This window comes from Veillonella sp. oral taxon 780 str. F0422 (assembly GCF_000221605.1).
GTDB lineage: Bacteria > Bacillota > Negativicutes > Veillonellales > Veillonellaceae > F0422.
Genome location: NZ_AFUJ01000059.1, coordinates 1 through 18,126, shown reverse-complemented (window position 1 = coordinate 18,126; position 18,126 = coordinate 1). Strand labels below are relative to the sequence as shown.

Here is an 18,126-nt window from a genome sequence, read left to right as displayed (position 1 = left end):
AGAGTATGTATAAGTAGAAGAATATCAAGAGTATATACAAGGATGATACATGTATTGCTGAATTAGTAGTAATATACTGTTAAGTATGAGGAATTGTAAATGAAAGCAAATACGTTTACTAGTGAAGCCATCGTACTGTGGCGTAAAAAACGAAAATACTATAGTATCTATGCATTTCTCACGAAGTTAGAAGGTATTATACTTTGTTCTGTTCCTCATAAACGTAAAGCTAACTATAAAGAAGGAGCGTATTTACAACCTTTAAGCTGTTTATATTTGACAGTAGCACCTAATGGAGACATGTACGATATTATCCAGATAGATGGGATTTCTACACGTGATTATGAAAGTTTAGAAGATATTTCCTATGCTACCTTTAGCGGTGAACTGGTAAGTGCTTTATTTGAAAAAGGTAAATTAGACCGCAGTGTATATACGAACATGAGCCGATTTTTACAATCTATACAGGATAAACCCATTCGCTTAGGTTCTATTGTGCTGGGGTGGCATATGTTAAGTCTGGCGGGATTTGTGCCACAAGGGCAACATTGTGAAGACCCTGAGGTAATGGCAAGTCTTTGCGATGAAATCTATGAAGCCTGTCAGTATGTAGTGAAACAAGAGCTACAACAAGGGATAACAATGCTTTTGAACTATGATTGGATTCCTACAAAGCCTTTACGTCTTACTGCGAATCAATGGGATCAATTAGAAATTCTATTGCGAAAACTTTTGACATATCAACTAGGATATACATTGCATAGCATTGAGTTTTTAGAGACGATGATATAATTAATATATTAAAATGAAAACAGGAGCTACCTTTCATAGAAGGAATGCTCCTGTTTTGATTTGTGAAGTTATTGTAAAGTGTATAATGAAATAATGAGTGCTTATATACGCACTAAATAGTATAGTAAGCGGTTATATTTCTTTTTTCTTTTTAGAAATTAGGCTAATGATATAGGCCGTTGCAATGGTTGCTAATGCTGTTCCTACGATAGTAGATAGGCTAGCCCCTAAGAATGGGTTGCTGTCAAGGAATTGATGGTACATATAAGTACCAGACGCCCAACAAATGATATACAAACTAGGTCCATGGTCAAGGCGCGGACATTTGCGCAAAAAGAAATAGTGAGTTAATAAAATAGCAATCATTGGGGCAAACACGGATCCAATCATATATAAGAAAGGAATGATATTATCCATTGGATAGATGGATGCACCGATGGTGCCGATGACGGTAATGATAATACCGATGGTACGACCAGAATATTTAGTCTGCAAGCTTTCAGAGGAAATACCAGCAGATAAGGCATCCATAAAAGTAGTTGTGACAGTAGAGAATACGATGATAATTAACCCACCAAATCCTAAACCAGCATGAAGTAGAACCTTTGCAATGTTGCTTTCATTTGTATAGAGGGCAGCTGCTAGGCCTAACACATACATAACGGAACTTGTGATGCCATATACAATGGCACTAGATGCAGTACCTGCCACAGGGTTCTTGGACAAGCGAGTGTAATCGCTAATCAATGGAAGCCAAGACAATGGCATAGCGATAGATAATTCCAAAGCCGCTGTGAAAGTCATTTCATCAGTGATGATTCCTTGGCTATGAATGGAACTTTCTTGTAACAAGCTAATCAATAAATAGATGCAGAGGATACCTAAGCCGTAGCCCATGATGCTGTTGATATAGCCCATGTTACGGATACCAATGAAGAGCCATACAATGATGAGAGCACCGATAATGAAAGTCCACGCAGTGAATGGTAGATTCCATAACTCTACGGCACCAAGAGCACCGTCATAAATCATAATACCGGTCCAACCAATCAGTTGTAGAACGTTTAAAATGGAAAATAATTTCATGCCTCCATTGCCAAAGACAGTGGATACAGTTTGCATAGAACTCATGTGTTCACGAGCGCCGATGAGTCCTGCACCAAATAATAACAAACAACCGATGACGTGACCGATGATGATGGCTAATAGGCCGTCGGAAAATCCTAGGGGCGCAAAATAGGTGCCCGTCATAATTTCCGCAATAGAAAGAGCGGCGCCGAACCAAATGAGGGACAACCGCGATGATGAAAGTTTTGAATCACTCATGAATACTCCTAACTATGCCAGTAGGAACAAAAAAGACTAATCTGAAACGATTAGCCTGTAGATGATAGATATTCTTAAGATACCTAGTATTGCAAACAGGAACCATGTGGTAATGTGTCCTTATGTGTTTGTATAGGTACTACAAAAATATACTAATATATCCCTACGTTGGCATTATCCAAATCAGGTTATGGGTTAGTAGCACATAGCCACTTCTCAGCCCACTTTAGTGAGCACCCCTTACAGATGTATTATACGAATTGAATGATACTACGTCAATAGCAATATATAGGTGAATGTAATGTATCATATGAAATATATAGGATATATGAATGTCTATATTGAGAGGAAATATCTTCTAGTGAAAGTAGCTTAGCTGTAATTTATTGTATTGCATTAGAGTATATTTCATGTTATAACTAAATTAATATAAGAACCACTAGGGGTGCTTATGCTGAGATTGATGAGTGTCAAAACCCTAGACCTGAACCAGATAATGCTGGCGTAGGAAAGTGGATGGCATCGAATACTAGACATTGTATAAGAACCGTCCAAAGGATTGGTTCTTTTTTGTTACTAGTAAAGGAGATACCTATGAAATTACATAGAGCATTAACGATTGCAGGAACAGATCCAACAGGTGGTGCAGGGGTGATGGCGGACTTAAAAAGCTTTCAAAGTCGTCATGTCTATGGGATGGCTGTTATTACATCCGTGGTGGCACAAAACACAAGAGGTGTGACGCAAATTGCGCACATGGACCTTTCTATGATTGAAGCACAATTGCAAGCCGTATTTACAGATATTGTTCCAGAAGCAGTGAAAACGGGTATGTTAGCCACAGCAGAAATGATGGAACTAATCGGAGCCTACATAGATCCAAAAGTACCCTATGTGTTAGACCCTGTGATGATTGCCACCAGTGGGGATCGTCTAATTTCCGATGAAGCTGTGAAAGCCTTGCAAAGTAAACTGATTCCGAAAGCAACCTTGATTACACCGAACCGTAGCGAAGCCGAAGTACTGGCAGATATGAAAATTGATACGGTAGAAGCTTTGCATACAGCAGGGATTCGTATTTTACAAGAATTAGGCCCTCAAGCAGTCATCATCAAAGGTGGTCACATAGGAGATGAGGCCACAGATTACTTATTTACAAAAGATACCATGTCCATGCGACGCTCTTGGACAAGTCCTAAATATGACACAGTACACACCCATGGCACAGGTTGCACATTCTCTGCTGTTATAACAGCGGAACTTGCCAAAGGGAAATCCGTGGAAGATGCTATTACCATTGGTAAAGAATATATTCGATTAGCTATTTTGCATAACCCTGGGCTGGGCACAGGCAATGGTCCTGTGAACCACATGGCCTATGGGGATGAATATTCTGAGTAATATATGTATGATCCATATCATATCAACCATACTTAATGTCGTGGTATACTATAAGTAATCTGTTTTGGTTGTTAGATAAGAAACGAGGATTATTTTGAAACATCATGATATAGATACAGTGCGCTCCATGATAGGGGTGTACTTCATTTGTGGAACACCAAATACGAAGGATATTCACACGACCCTTACAGAAGCTTGTAAAGGAGGTATTACATGCTTTCAATTCCGTGAAAAAGGGGAAGGTGCTCTTGTAGGGGAGGAAAAAGAACAGTTGGCACGAGAGTTGCAACACATTTGTAAGGAATATGGAGTTCCTTTCATCATTAATGATGATGTAGAATTAGCTGAAAAGATAGGCGCTGATGGCGTCCATGTGGGACAAGACGATATGGACCTTGACGAAGTACGCAAACGATTGCCTCACGCCCTTGTGGGGACGTCTATTAACTCTGTAGAAGAGTTAGAGAACACAAAGTTGGACTATGTGGATTATATCGGTGTAGGTCCTATGTACGAAACAAGCACAAAAAAAGATGCCAAAACTGTGCGAGGGCCCGAATTAATTTTAGCTTTACGTGCTCATAGCCCGACAATTCCAATGGTGGCTATTGGTGGTATTAATCGAGATAACTTTGATGATGTCTTAGCGGAACCGGTAGATGGCATTGCCGTCATTTCAGCTATCACAGAAATGGAAGACATTGAATATGAAACTGCTATGTGGATAGAGAACATGGAATGGTGTAAAATGTTCTTGGAAAAATAATATACAGAACATATTCCTAGACTATTGTGGAATAGGGGGATAGTAAAAGTAATTAAGAACTTACATCGCTGATTCAGTGGATACACCTTGACACTAAACCTTTTTATTCATACAATAGTATATATACATAGGCGATGAAGCAGAGGAGTATACTCCCGTTAGCGAGTGAGGATGGTGAAAGCTCACGATTGAGTAGAAGGCGCTGTGGAGCATGAGCAGGAACGTTGTACCATACTAGATATGGACAATTAGTAAAGGCTATTTTTTAAAAGAGGGCATTAGCCAATTAGGGTGGAACCGCGGGTATATCTCGTCCCTGTAGCGATTTTCGTTGCAGGGACTTTTTTTATTCCCTGTAAAACATAAGGAGGAATGGAAATGACATTTCAAGAGATGATTTTTACACTCCAAAACTTCTGGGGTGAACAAGGTTGTATTTTACAACAACCATATGACATTGAAAAAGGGGCAGGTACGATGAACCCTGCCACATTCTTACATGCCTTAGGACCTGAACCTTGGTCTGTATGTTATGTAGAACCATCCCGCCGTCCAGCAGACGGACGTTATGGTGACAATCCAAACCGTTTATTCCAACATCATCAATTCCAAGTTATCATCAAACCTTCTCCAGACAATATTCAAGAATTATACTTGCAAAGTTTGGCTGCTCTTGGCATTCATGCAGAAGATCATGATATCCGTTTCGTAGAAGATAACTGGGAATCTCCAACATTGGGCGCTTGGGGTCTTGGTTGGGAAGTATGGTTAGACGGTATGGAAGTAACGCAGTTTACCTATTTCCAACAAGTAGGATCTATCGACGTGAAACCTGTATCCGTTGAAATTACATACGGCTTAGAACGTTTGGCTATGTACATTCAAGGCGTAGAAAATGTGTATGACTTACAATGGAACGAACAATATACATACGGCGATGTATGGCATGCAAACGAAGTAGAACAATCTACGTACAGCTTTGAATTAGCAGATACAGATATGTTGTTCAAATTATTTGACATGTATGAGGCTGAGGCTACACGTGTATGTCAATTGGGCTTTGTGTTGCCGGCTTACGATTATGTATTGAAATGTTCTCACACATTCAACTTGCTAGATGCACGTGGTGCCATTTCTATTTCTGAAAGAACAGCTTTCATTGGTCGTGTACGTAACATGGCTCGTATTTGTGCACAAAACTATTTGGCGAAACGAGAAGAACTTGGTTTCCCATTGTTGAAAGGAGATAAATAAGATGGCTAAGGATTTACTCTTTGAAATTGGGGCAGAAGAAATTCCTGCAGGATTTTTGCCAAATATTATTAAACAATTAGGTGAATTAGCAACAGCTGCATTGGCAGAGCGTCACATTCCACATGGGGCTGTGAAAGTCTATGCCACACCTCGCCGTGTTGCATTGCTTATCAATGACGTAGCAGAACGTGGCGAAGATGTTCATGAAACACATAAAGGCCCATCTGTATCTATTGCTTATGATGCTGACGGCAATGCTACAAAAGCAGCTATCGGTTTTGCTCGTGGTAAAGGATTAGATGTATCTGAATTGAAAGTAGTAGATGGATATATCTTTGCGGAGACAACGACAGCTGGTTTAGATACAAAAGAAGTTTTATCTGACGTATTACCATCCTTGATTACAGGTTTAAGTTTCCCTAAATCCATGCATTGGGGCGATTTAGAAGAACGTTTCGTTCGTCCAGTACGTTGGTTGGTGGCATTATTTGGTCAAGACGTAGTGCCGGTGACATTTGCCAATGTAACAAGTACAAATGTAAGCCGTGGACATCGTTTCTTAGGTGAATCTGAGTTGACTATCGGAGAACCAAAAGACTATGTAGATACTTTGAATAAAAACTTCATTATGATCGACCAAGACGTTCGCCGTGAAACAATCCGTAAACAATTAACAGAACTAGCAGCCACTAAAGGGGCTACTGTGGTGTGGGATGAGGATTTATTAGATGAAGTTACATTTCTAGTAGAATATCCAACAGCACTTTGTGGTACTTTTGATGAAAGCTACTTATCTTTGCCATCTGACTGTATTATTACACCGATGAAAGACCATCAACGCTATTTCCCAATGGTGGATGGCAAAGGAACATTACTTCCTATGTTTTTAACTGTTCGCAATGGGGATAGCAAATCTCTAGAAGTGGTAGCAGCAGGTAATGAACGTGTGCTTCGTGCTCGTTTAGATGATGCGAAATTCTTCTTTAATGAAGACCGTAAAACCCCATTAGCAGGTCGTTATGAAGCATTGACAAAAATTGTCTTCCAAGAAGGTTTGGGCAATTTGAAAGATAAAACAGAACGTCTCTTAACATTAGGTGCTGCCTTAGCACAAGAAGTAGGCTTTACAGATACAGTTACTTTAGAACGCGCTACACATCTTGCTAAAACCGACTTAACGACAGGTATGGTGAGCGAATTTACTGAATTACAAGGTATTATGGGTAAAGAATATGCTCTACTAGATGGTGAAACTCCAGCTGTAGGGGAAGCAATTTTTGAGCAATACTTGCCTCGTTTTGCAGGGGATATCTTACCAAGTACCGATGCAGGTCGTATTTTGAGTATCGTTGATAAAGTAGATACCATTGTAGCTACGTTCAGCCGTGGTTTAATCCCTACAGGTTCCCAGGATCCATATGCGTTGCGCCGTCAAACTATCGGTATCATCAACATCTTGATGGATAGCAAATGGTCTTTATCCATGCGTCTAATTTGGCTGAAAGCGATGGAATTATTAGGCGTGGCTAGTGAAAAACAAGAAGAATTACTAGGTCAATTAGAAAACTTCTTCATCCTTCGTCTGAAAAATATCTTATTAGAACAAGGTATGCCATACCAAGTGGTAGATATTGTATTGAGCCAAGAGACTGTCACAGTTGCTTTAGCAGAAGGTTTAGGACAAGCCTTAACAGCAAACCGTATTGATGAAAACGAACCATTAATGCAGGCTTACACACGTATTTTTAATATGGTGAAAGATGTGACTTTCACAGGCGTTGACGAATCCTTGTTAAAAGAAGATTCTGAACAAGCCTTGTACAAAGCGGCATTGCCGGTATATACAACAAATCGTAATGCCTTAGAAGCTGGGGACTATGTGAAAGCTGTAAGCTTGGCAGAATCTTTGGTGCCATATATTGAAACATTCTTTGAACATGTTATGGTTATGGATAAAGACGAAGCAGTGAAGCAAAATCGTCTTCAATTATTGCGTATGACTTATGAAGTAAGTAACTTGGGTAAATTGAAGTAGGGTCATATGATTGTTACAGTACTAACATTTTTTGCCAATCTGTTCATCATTGGCAGTATTGTGTATATGTACCAGGTTATCTTTGGGCCTATTGATCATCCGTTTTTGATGAAAGCAATGGACCTCTTTCATGTGCGTATTAACCTGGAAAATATTAGCTACGCCGTAGCAGGTACCTCTGTGTTACTTGTGGCGGCACTAGTGCAAATTCCTTGGTTTCATCGCATTACCATGTGGCTCTATGGGGGACGTCGTCCTCTAGGGCAAGAGATAGAGATTCTGCAGATGATTCAGAAGGATATACAAAACCATACTGGTATCGATATGTCGCAATTCGACTGGTTTATCAAAAATGATGATTCTATCAATGCTTTTGCAATGGGGCATAATCGAATTTGTATTAATACGGGGGCTATCATACAGTTGCCATATGATGAATTATTGGGCATAGTGGCTCACGAAATGGGACATATTCATCATAAAGATGGGGCCTACGGATTTTCTTGTTTCTATATGAACTATTTGGGACAAATGTGCATTCGTGTGTACGAACTATTTGCGCGTGTCATATTATGGATTCAATATTTGCGACTACCGATAATTACATTCATCGTGCAAATCTTCTACCTTTGCGTGGTATTGCAGATACTTTTCATGCAGTGGGTTATTAAAGCGCCTTTGATCATTATTGACTTATTCACAGGTAGACGAGCCGAATATCGGGCAGATAAATATGCTTATGAAATCGGCTTAGGCGCTGAACTCCATAATGCATTGATTACCTTACGCAACTATACAGTTGAAACTGGTGAAAGTGGGCTCATTAGCAAACTCTATAGCACACATCCAGCTACAGAAAAACGTATCGAACGATTGCGACAATATGTAGAGGGGAAGATAAAATAAATTTTACATTTCCCTCTTGCATAAAAACTTTTATTTATGATAAAATAATACTGTTAATTTGAGATGGTCCTCTGCTTATAAGGTGTAAGTAATGAACGTCTGCAAAATAGGAGGAAAAAATCGTGAATATTATTGATGTATTAGAAAAAGAACAGCTTCGCTCTGACATTCCTGAGTTCCGCGCTGGTGATACTGTAAAAGTACACGTAAAAGTTGTGGAAGGTAGCCGTGAACGTATTCAGGTTTTCGAAGGTTTGGTAATCAACCGTCAAGGTGGTTCCGTTCGTGAAACTTTCACAGTTCGTCGTATCGCTTCTGGCGTTGGTGTTGAACGTGTATTCCCACTTCACAGCCCACGTCTAGCAAAAATCGAAGTAACTCGTCGCGGTATCGTTCGTCGTGCTAAATTGTACTACTTACGTAACCTTACTGGTAAAGCTGCTCGTATTCGCGAAAAACGCTAATTTAAAAGGGTTAGCCATGAGACGTAAGTCTATGGCTAGCCTTTTTTTATTTCCTTTAGAAACTGCTAAATAGTAGGGCATATTAGTTATGAAGTTATAGATAGGAGTTTGCTACTTGATAGTCGATTTTATATACTTTCATAAAATGTATATAGTTTGATAGTAGTATGTCATAAAAGATATTAGATTAGCAGAAAAAAATAACAGTAAAATGAGCATATGATATAGATAATAGACGAATAGGTGAAATATGAGTCAAGAAATTTTTCCGATCGTGCAGTGGTTCCCTGGCCATATGGCAAAAGCCACACGCATGATTACGGAACATAAAAAGAAAGTTGATGTGGTTATCGAATTACTAGATGCACGTATTCCTCGCAGTAGTGCGAATCCAGTTATTCGCGAGTTGATAGGTGATAAGCCACATGTAGTGATTTTAAATAAATGCGATTTAGCAAATCCAAAAGCTACAAAAGAATGGATTGAATTTTTCAAAAACGAAGGTATTCATGCTATTGCTATTGATTCTAAAAATGGCAAAGGAAATAAGCAACTCGTGAAAACCGTAGAATCCTTAGCACAGCCCATCATCGATAGATGGCTAAAAAAAGGAATTAAAGGTCGTACAGTACGTACTATGATTCTAGGGATACCCAATGTAGGTAAATCTACACTAATTAATAAACTAGCTGGATCAGCAGCAACAAGAACTGCTAATAAACCGGGTCATACTCGGGGGCAACAATGGGTAAAAGTAGGTAAAAATCTTGAACTATTAGATACACCAGGTGTATTATGGCCTAAGTTTGAAGACCAACGAGCAGCAGCTCGGTTAGCGATGACAGGAGCTATTTCCGACGATGTGTATGATTTAGATTCTGTTATCAAGCAGTTGTTGGCATATTTAGAAGAGCATGAACCGACATTATTGCATGAGCGTTATAAATTGACGGAAGAAGAGCGTACATCCGTAGATACCATGTTAGAGGCTATTGGTCGTCGTCGTGGTTGTTTGGTAAGCGGTGGCGTCGTAGATTATGACAAGGTGCGCCGTGTGATTTTGACGGATTACAGAAATAATAAATTGGGATACATTACCTTTGATGGCGTCGATGAGGAGCCGTACTATGTTGACGAAGAGTGAGTTTGAGGAACTTAAAGTTAAAGATATTAAAAATCTACTGCAAGGTGAATGCCCTTTTGATTATGTACAATGGGCATTAGAAGATTCTCGTGAATCCGTGAAACACGCAGCTGGTGTGTATTTGCGAAAGCAGAAAAAAGTCTTAGAGGAGCAACAGCGTTTAGAAGCTATGTACGCTTATGAAGAAAGCTTTTACGAGGAAGGAAAATACCTAATCGCTGGTGTAGATGAAGTAGGTAGAGGTCCTATTGCAGGTCCTGTGACAGTAGCAGCTGTTATCTTACCACCTCATTGCAAGCTAGTAGGGTTGAACGATTCCAAAAAACTAACGCCAGAAAAACGAGATACCTTATTTGATCAAATCATGGAGGTAGCAGTAGCGGTACACTGTGTGTCCTATAAGGCAGAAGTCATTGATACACTCAATATTTATGAGGCTACACGACAAGCTATGTATGAGGCGATTCGTAATTTGCCAGTACAGGCAGAGGCTGTATTATCGGATGCGATGAAATTACCAGATTTAGAGGTACCTGTAGAATCTTTGATTAAAGGAGACTCTAAAAGTGCATCTATTGCGGCTGCTTCCATTGTAGCAAAAGTAACACGGGACCGCTTCATGGAAGCTATGGATGAAGAGTATCCAGGATTTGGGTTTGCGATCCATAAAGGATATTATACAGATGTACATAAGCAGGCGATAAAAGACCTTGGCATTACGCCATTACATCGTCATAGTTTTGAACCTATCAAATCGATTGTGGCAGGTAAGCCTGTAGAAGAAATCTAAGTATTAGTATATCGTTTAGGTTATACATGCTTAGGATACCTATAAAGATATCTCTGCCCATAGCGATTCCATTGTTTGAAAATGATTATAATATTATATTACTTATAAAAGCATTCTTATAGATTGTTCTATGGGAATGCTTTTTTGCATATCGATAATTGTATATGGATTATAACACTCTTGGTATAGCACACTCCTAACAGTGTGGGTTGTACGGTTTACATTCTTTCATAATGAAAGTAATGTAGAACTAAGGAGGTGCCTATGAACCATATTGAATTAGGAAGATACGGTGAAGACCTAGCTACCAACTATTTGAAAAGCCAAGACTATGATGTATTGGAACGAAATATACGCTATCGATTTGGTGAAGTAGATATTATCGCTAAAAAAGAAAATATGCTCATTGTAGTAGAGGTGAAAACAAGACGGACCCAAACCTATGGAATGCCCTGTGAGGCGGTGCATTGGAAAAAGAAACAACACATACGTCATGTCATATCTATGTTTTTGACAACCCGTGATATAGAGTATGAATCTATACGATTTGATGTCATAGAAGTATATGTGCCTCAAGTGGGAGATTCTAAATTACGGCATATGAAAGCGTGTCATTTATAAGATAGGAGGAGTATCATGTATGCAAAAACCTATGGAGTATGTGTGAGTGGTATTGATGGATATGTGGTGACCGTAGAAGTAGATATTAGCCCAGGTCTACCAAGCTTTGACATTGTTGGATTACCAGCGACCTCTGTGAAAGAGGCAAAGGAGAGAGTGCGATCGGCTATCAAGAATGGGGGCTTTGAGTTTCCTATGAAGAGAATTGTGGTGAATCTAGCACCTGCCCATATTCGTAAAGATGGGTCTTCTTTAGATTTAGCCATTGCCATGGGAATTTTAGCCGCTCAAGAATCGGAAAAACACAAGAAAAAGGAGTCTATACATTGGGATCACCATATATTTATAGGAGAATTATCGTTAGATGGTTCTTTACAACCAGTGATGGGGATGTTATCTATGGTGATAGGAGTGACAAATCAGGAGTTAGGGAATGACAATAGTTATCTTTCTAAGGTAGAAGATATTATAGTGCCTATAGGAAATCATGAAGAGGCTATCAGTGGGGCCTCTATACCTGTATATGGACTATCTACATTAGCTGCAGTTGTGGAAGTATTAGAGCATCCTGAAAAGAAAGAAAATCTATGTGCACAGATAGCTATAGTGCCATCAAAATATAGTGCGGAAATACTAGATTTACAAGATGTAAAAGGGCAAGTAATGGCAAAACGGGCCTTAGAAATATCTGCTGCTGGTGGTCATCATTTACTGATGACAGGACCTCCGGGTTCGGGAAAAACCATGTTAGCTAAACGATTGCCGTTTTTATTGCCTCCCCTTTCGCGGGAGGAGCAATTAGAGGTAAGCCGTATTTATAGTGTAATGGGTTTATTAAAAAGTGGCCGATTAATGGAACAACGACCATTTCGCAGTCCTCATCATACGAGTACATTAGTGGCTATGTCGGGAGGAGGACAACCGCCAAAACCAGGAGAAATTACCTTGGCACATAAAGGCGTTTTATTTTTGGATGAAGCACCAGAATTTCGTAGGCCTGTCATAGAGGTTCTGAGACAGCCCTTAGAAGAACGACAAGTACATATTGCACGGATTGGAATGGCAACTACCTATCCCAGTGATTGTATTGTTGTCATGGCTATGAATCCATGTCCATGTGGATGGTTTGGAACGGAAGAGGATCATCGATGTACTTGTACAGCTACGCAAATTCAAAGATACCAACGAGTGTTATCAGGACCTATTTTGGATAGAATGGATCTAGTAGTACCCGTAGAAAGACCTACTTTAACAGAGATATATGCCCCTAAGGATAAAGTTAGTACAGCGCAAGTACGTAGCCGTGTTATCCGTGCTAGATCTATGCAAACTGAAAGATATAAAGGAACGAATATTGGGGTGAACTCACATTTAAGTCATAGTGATATAGAAATGTATGTGAAACTTTCTAAGCAAGCTAAAGAATTGCTAGATTCAGCTTTTACTACATTACATTTGAGTTTACGTAGCTATGACCGCATTATCAAAGTGGCAAGAACAATCGCTGATTTAGCAGAATCTGAGGTGATTTTAACAGACCATGTGGCAGAAGCTTTGAGTTATCGGCAGGTACAGGAGGGATTGTAAATGAAAGACGAAATTTATGCGAGTGCTCTCCAACATGTAGTGGGATTAGGGAATGCAAGCTTAGGTAATTTATTTACCTATTACGAAAGTGCCAAAGAAGCTTGGCATCATGTGTTACATCACAATGTGGAACCATCATTGGGTTGTAAATATGAATTATTTGATGAAATTCGCCGTCCTATCAATGAAAGCTTTCTATTACAATTAGAAGAAGATTTAGAGCGTTATCATATAGAAGTGATTACTTGGGAATCTCCATACTATCCCAAATCTTTACTAGAAATTTATAATAGTCCCCGAGTGTTGTATGGACGTGGAAATATAGAAGTGTTGCAACATACGGATCGTTCTTTGGCGATGGTAGGCGCTAGAAAGTGCTCTACCTATGGTGTACAAGTAGCTAGACACTTTGGACGGGCTTTATCTAATTTAGGCATTATTGTTGTTAGTGGAGGCGCCATGGGGATTGATCGTGCTAGCCATGAAGGGGCCTTGCAAGGACAAACTCCAACGATTGCTGTTATGGGCTGCGGTTTAAATGTAACCTATCCAAGAACAAACCGGAATTTATTTTTAGAAATTTTAGAAAAAGATGGATTGCTATTATCAGAATATGGACCGCATATGCAAGCAAAGAGTCATCACTTTCCTTCACGAAATCGAATTATCAGCGGTATGACGAGAGGCACTATTGTGGTGGAAGCAAAAGCTAGTAGCGGATCGTTGATTACTGCTGATATGGCGATTAATGAAGGGAGAGATGTATTTACCATACCTGGTAATGTATTGACGCATACTTGTGATGGAAATCATTGGCTTATTCAACAAGGAGCTACGGTATTAACAGATCCTGAACAAGTATTGCGTGAATATGGTTGGCAAAAAGTCGCAAAGTATAGTAACATGGATAGTAATAAAGTAAACATAGTGAATGAAGAAGAACAAAGTGTGTTGAAGGCCATGAATCCTGGTGGAAATACAACGATTGAAGAACTTGTACATACCACGCAATTGTCTTTATCAAATCTTCATACATTGCTGTTACAATTAGAGCTAAAACAAATGATTACACATACCCCGCAGGGGTACGTGCTACATACTTAGAGGAGGAAGATTTTTGGCCATTACTAGATCCTTCGTTACAGGGGAGAAGAAAAAAGACAAAGATACAAAAGAAGCTGTCAAATCAAGCGCCAAAGCACCAGAGTCTAGACCTTTGGTCATGCGTCCGGAACCGATTGAAATAGAGCATAAACGGACTTTCAAAAAGATGGAAAAACTTTAATCATCGTGGAATCACCAGCAAAGTCAAAGACCATTGAAAAATTTTTAGGTGATGATTATGTGGTAAAAGCTAGCATGGGCCATTTAAGGGATTTACCTAAAATGCAAATGGGTGTATCTATAACTAATGGTTTTTTACCTAGATATTTGAATGTACCAGGTAGAAAGGCTGTTATTGAAGATTTGCGCAAAGAAGCAGATAAGGCGAAGGCTGTGTATCTGGCAACTGACCCTGACCGTGAAGGAGAAGCCATCTCTTGGCATTTAGCACATATTTTAAATATAGATGGTACTACACCATGTCGAGTGACTTTCAATGAGATTACCAAGCATGCTATTCAAGAGGCGATGGCAACACCTAGACCGATTGATATGCATATGGTGGATGCTCAACAGGCTCGTCGTGTATTGGACCGTATTGTAGGTTATAAATTAAGCCCTTTGCTGTGGAAAAAGATTTGCAAAGGACTTAGTGCTGGACGTGTTCAATCTGTAGCGGTACGCATTATCTGCGATCGGGAACGAGAAATTCAAGCATTTATTCCAGAAGAATATTGGACTATTGAAGGCGTGTATCAAACAGCTAAGAATGAACAATTTGATGTGGTAGTGACACACAAAGGTGATGAAAAGCTAACGATTTCTAATGAGATAGAAAGTAATGAAGTGTTACGTGTTATTCGTGACCGTGAAAGTGTAGTTAGTTCTGTACAATCAAAACAACGTAGTCGCAAAGCACCAGCTCCATTTACGACGTCAACGATGCAACAAGAAGGTGTACGCAAACTGAATATGAATGCAAAACGCATTATGTCTGCAGCACAACATTTATATGAAGGTAAAGAAATTGGGGGCTATGGTCATGTAGGTTTAATTACCTATATGCGTACAGATTCCACTCGGGTATCAAAGGAAATGCAAGAAGCGGCTAAAGCCTATATTCTCAAGACCTTTGGGAAGGAGTTTTATCCGAGTAAACCAAATGTATTTGGAGCGAAGGCGAATGCTCAAGATGCGCATGAAGCGATTCGTCCTACCATGTTGGAATTACCACCTAAAGCGGTAGCGTCCTATCTATCTAGTGATGAGTTAAAATTATATACCTTGATTTGGAATCGATTTTTAGCGAGTCAAATGGCTCCACAGAAAAGTGAAACTATAACTATGCAATTTCATGTAGATGAGTATACATTGAAGTCTTCAGGGAATCGTGTATTATTTAAAGGTTTTACAGAAGTCTATGAAGACGCTAAAAAAGAGGATGACCATATACTGCCAGCCCTAGAGGAAGGGCAAGCTATTATGCCTATCTCTATGGATGGTATACAGCATTTTACGCAACCTCCAAGCCGTTATTCTGAGGCAGGTCTTATCAAAGTATTAGAAGAACAGGGAATTGGTCGGCCAAGTACGTATGCAGCTACTATTGATACGATCTTAAAACGGAATTATGTGGAGCGTAAGGATAAACAATTTATTCCTACTGATTTAGGATTTGCCGTGGTGGAATTTTTAACAACTCATTTTGAAAAGTTCATTAATACGAAATTTACTGCCTCTATGGAGGAAGATTTAGACCATATTGCACAAGGGACTAACTTCTACGAAGCTGTTATCCATTCATTTTATGATAGTTTTGAGAAGGAATTATACACAGCTGAATCGGCTGAGAAGATAGAACTGGAGGCAGAAAAGAGTGGTATCCTTTGTGAAAAATGTGGACATGATATGGTCTATAAACTAGGACCTTATGGTAAATATTTAGCATGTTCTAACTTTCCAGATTGTCGAAATATTAAGTCCATTACAGTTAGCACGGGAGTGACATGTCCTAAATGTAAATCTCATGAGATTTTAGAACGTAAATCCAAGAGAGGTCGTGTTTTTTATGGTTGTGAAGGGTATCCATCTTGTGATTTTACAATGTGGGATAAACCTATTGATAAAACTTGTCCCGTTTGTGGTAGCTTAATGGCTGAAAAAGTATATAAAAATGGAAATAAAAAAGAGTTTTGTTCCAATCCTGACTGTGAAACAAGGCCAAAACGTAAACCTAGAACAAAGAAAGAAGATAAAGAATGAAAGATTTTGTAACTATTATTGGAGCTGGTCTTGCTGGCTCTGAGGCAGCCTATCAACTGGCTAAGCGTGGTATCCCTGTGCACTTATATGAAATGCGTCCCAAAGTGTCTTCACCGGCTCATCATACAGATCAATTTGCAGAGTTAGTATGCTCTAACTCTTTGCGTGCGAATACGATAGAAAATGCAGTGGGGCTTTTGAAAGAAGAAATGCGTCGTTTAGACTCTTTAATCATGGAATCTGCCGATGCTACTCAAGTTCCAGCAGGTGGTGCCTTGGCTGTAGATCGTCATGCTTTTAGCAAAAGGGTCACAGAACGTATTAAAGAACACCCTTTAATCACAGTGATTCATGAAGAAGTGACAGAGATTCCAGAAGAAGGTATTGTTATTTTTGCAAGTGGTCCACTCACATCAGAAGCATTAGGGACTAAGATTAAAGAGTTAACTGGTTCTAAAGATTTTTATTTCTATGATGCGGCAGCGCCGATTGTAACAGCAGAGTCTTTGAATTACGATAAAGTATTTGCAGCCTCACGGTATGATAAAGGGGATGCAGATTATTTAAACTGCCCTATGACGAAAGAAGAATATGATGCTTTCTATGAAGCATTAACTACAGCCGATGTAGTACAACCAAAAGATTTTGAAAAAGAAATCTATTTTGAAGGATGTATGCCGGTAGAAATTATGGCATCTCGAGGAGTAGATACATTGCGTTATGGACCTTTGAAACCGGTTGGCCTTGTAGATCCACGGAACAATATTGAGTGGCATGCAGTAGTGCAGTTGCGCAAGGAAAATAAAGAAGCTACTATGTACAACTTAGTAGGCTTTCAAACGCATTTAAAATGGGGTGAACAAAAACGAGTATTCCAAATGATTCCAGGGTTAGAGAATGCTGAATTTATTCGCTATGGTGTCATGCATCGTAACACATATATTAACTCTCCAGAACTGTTGAACCAAGCATTCCAACTACAATCTAATGCACGATTGTTTTTTGCTGGTCAAATGACAGGTGTGGAAGGGTATCTAGAATCAGCAGCTGCAGGTATGATGGTAGCTATCCAAGTGGCGCGTATGTTGCATGGCAAAGAATTTGTTACATTCCCTAAAACAACGGCTCTTGGTGGGTTAAGCCATTATATTAGTGCTTATGAAGGTTCAAATTTCCAACCAATGAATGTAAATTTTGGTATCATGGAACCTTGGGGAGCTAAAGTACGTAAGAAAAAGAAAAAATGCATTAATTGCGCAACGTGCATTAGAAGAATTAGAGGCATTAATTGTAGCAGAAGAGTTACTGTCTTAATGAATAGTTTTGTACTTGACAGATATAGTGCTTTAAATATATAAAGGCAAGAGAATTTTATAATATTTGAAATTTTATAGATAAGAAAAAGAGGAAAGGATTTGCTATGTGCAATCCTTTCCTCTTTATATTTCTTATTAGTTTGATTTTATAGGCATCACTTTGTGTTGAAACTAATGAATCATTATTTTCCTTTTTTGCCTTTCCCTATAGGGAATACATGTGTATCCGTTGTTCCTTTATAATGAAGGTATAGCCAGATGCCAAAGGACACAGCCATGACAATTAAGCTTGTAACTTGCGCAGATTTAAAGCCTAATGTTAAGTTTACATAATCTCCACGTAGGAATTCTAAGAAAA

Annotated in this window: 14 protein-coding genes, 2 pseudogenes and 2 riboswitches; of the genes and pseudogenes, 15 read left to right on the top strand and 1 reads right to left on the bottom strand. The window is 39.2% G+C overall.

Annotated features, from left to right (window positions below):
- Nucleotides 1-99: 99 nt before the first annotated feature.
- Entirely contained in the window at nt 100-792 is a 693-nt protein-coding gene (locus tag HMPREF9200_RS07070; protein ID WP_009354037.1) for a DNA repair protein RecO, read from the top strand.
- Between the two features lie 132 nt (nt 793-924).
- Here the strand turns inward: HMPREF9200_RS07070 and cytX are convergent, their stop codons facing one another.
- Nucleotides 925-2,118, bottom strand: a complete 1,194-nt coding sequence (gene cytX / locus HMPREF9200_RS07065) for a putative hydroxymethylpyrimidine transporter CytX (protein ID WP_009354030.1) — start codon at nt 2,116-2,118, stop codon at nt 925-927.
- Between the two features lie 143 nt (nt 2,119-2,261).
- Nucleotides 2,262-2,369: riboswitch (TPP riboswitch) on the bottom strand.
- A gap of 180 nt (nt 2,370-2,549) precedes the next feature.
- Nucleotides 2,550-2,646: riboswitch (TPP riboswitch) on the top strand.
- 66 nt (nt 2,647-2,712) lie between these two features.
- Here cytX and thiD point away from each other — a divergent pair.
- The 14 genes and pseudogenes from thiD (at nt 2,713) to trmFO (ending at nt 17,766) form a co-directional block, all read left to right on the top strand.
- Nucleotides 2,713-3,519 carry a bifunctional hydroxymethylpyrimidine kinase/phosphomethylpyrimidine kinase gene (gene thiD / locus HMPREF9200_RS07060; RefSeq protein WP_009354028.1) on the top strand — a complete coding sequence of 269 codons (807 nt, stop codon included), beginning with the start codon at nt 2,713-2,715 and terminating at the stop codon, nt 3,517-3,519.
- A 94-nt stretch (nt 3,520-3,613) separates the two neighbouring features.
- On the top strand, nt 3,614-4,285 hold the full coding sequence (gene thiE, locus HMPREF9200_RS07055) for a thiamine phosphate synthase (RefSeq protein ID WP_009354036.1): 672 nt from the start codon (nt 3,614-3,616) through the stop codon (nt 4,283-4,285).
- A gap of 378 nt (nt 4,286-4,663) precedes the next feature.
- Nucleotides 4,664-5,539, top strand: a complete 876-nt coding sequence (gene glyQ, locus HMPREF9200_RS07050) for a glycine--tRNA ligase subunit alpha (protein WP_009354040.1) — start codon at nt 4,664-4,666, stop codon at nt 5,537-5,539.
- 1 nt (nt 5,540) lies between these two features.
- A complete protein-coding gene (gene glyS, locus HMPREF9200_RS07045; RefSeq protein ID WP_009354029.1) occupies nt 5,541-7,574 on the top strand; it encodes a glycine--tRNA ligase subunit beta in 2,034 nt (677 codons plus the stop codon).
- Nucleotides 7,575-7,580: 6 nt separating this feature from the next.
- Entirely contained in the window at nt 7,581-8,480 is a 900-nt protein-coding gene (locus tag HMPREF9200_RS07040) for a zinc metalloprotease HtpX (RefSeq protein WP_009354043.1), read from the top strand.
- 122 nt (nt 8,481-8,602) lie between these two features.
- Entirely contained in the window at nt 8,603-8,944 is a 342-nt protein-coding gene (rplS, locus tag HMPREF9200_RS07035) for a 50S ribosomal protein L19 (protein ID WP_009354025.1), read from the top strand.
- A gap of 250 nt (nt 8,945-9,194) precedes the next feature.
- Nucleotides 9,195-10,088, top strand: a complete 894-nt coding sequence (gene ylqF, locus HMPREF9200_RS07030; RefSeq protein WP_009354018.1) for a ribosome biogenesis GTPase YlqF — start codon at nt 9,195-9,197, stop codon at nt 10,086-10,088.
- Nucleotides 10,075-10,878, top strand: coding sequence for a ribonuclease HII (locus HMPREF9200_RS07025; RefSeq protein ID WP_082717818.1), 804 nt, complete (start codon nt 10,075-10,077; stop codon nt 10,876-10,878). The genes ylqF and HMPREF9200_RS07025 overlap by 14 nt, the downstream gene beginning before the upstream one ends.
- Nucleotides 10,879-11,142: 264 nt before the next feature.
- Entirely contained in the window at nt 11,143-11,499 is a 357-nt protein-coding gene (locus HMPREF9200_RS07020) for a YraN family protein (protein ID WP_009354041.1), read from the top strand.
- A gap of 15 nt (nt 11,500-11,514) precedes the next feature.
- Nucleotides 11,515-13,086, top strand: coding sequence for a YifB family Mg chelatase-like AAA ATPase (locus HMPREF9200_RS07015; protein WP_009354042.1), 1,572 nt, complete (start codon nt 11,515-11,517; stop codon nt 13,084-13,086).
- Nucleotides 13,087-14,190, top strand: a complete 1,104-nt coding sequence (gene dprA / locus HMPREF9200_RS07010; RefSeq protein WP_009354026.1) for a DNA-processing protein DprA — start codon at nt 13,087-13,089, stop codon at nt 14,188-14,190. It abuts the gene before it with no gap.
- A 13-nt stretch (nt 14,191-14,203) separates the two neighbouring features.
- On the top strand, nt 14,204-14,371 hold the full coding sequence (locus tag HMPREF9200_RS08755; RefSeq protein WP_009354019.1) for a hypothetical protein: 168 nt from the start codon (nt 14,204-14,206) through the stop codon (nt 14,369-14,371).
- Nucleotides 14,356-16,452: pseudogene (gene topA / locus HMPREF9200_RS07005) on the top strand (type I DNA topoisomerase); the annotation flags it as partial. The gene HMPREF9200_RS08755 and the pseudogene topA, both read left to right, overlap by 16 nt.
- Nucleotides 16,449-17,766: pseudogene (gene trmFO / locus HMPREF9200_RS07000) on the top strand (methylenetetrahydrofolate--tRNA-(uracil(54)-C(5))-methyltransferase (FADH(2)-oxidizing) TrmFO). The pseudogenes topA and trmFO, both read left to right, overlap by 4 nt.
- Nucleotides 17,767-18,126: the final 360 nt, after the last annotated feature.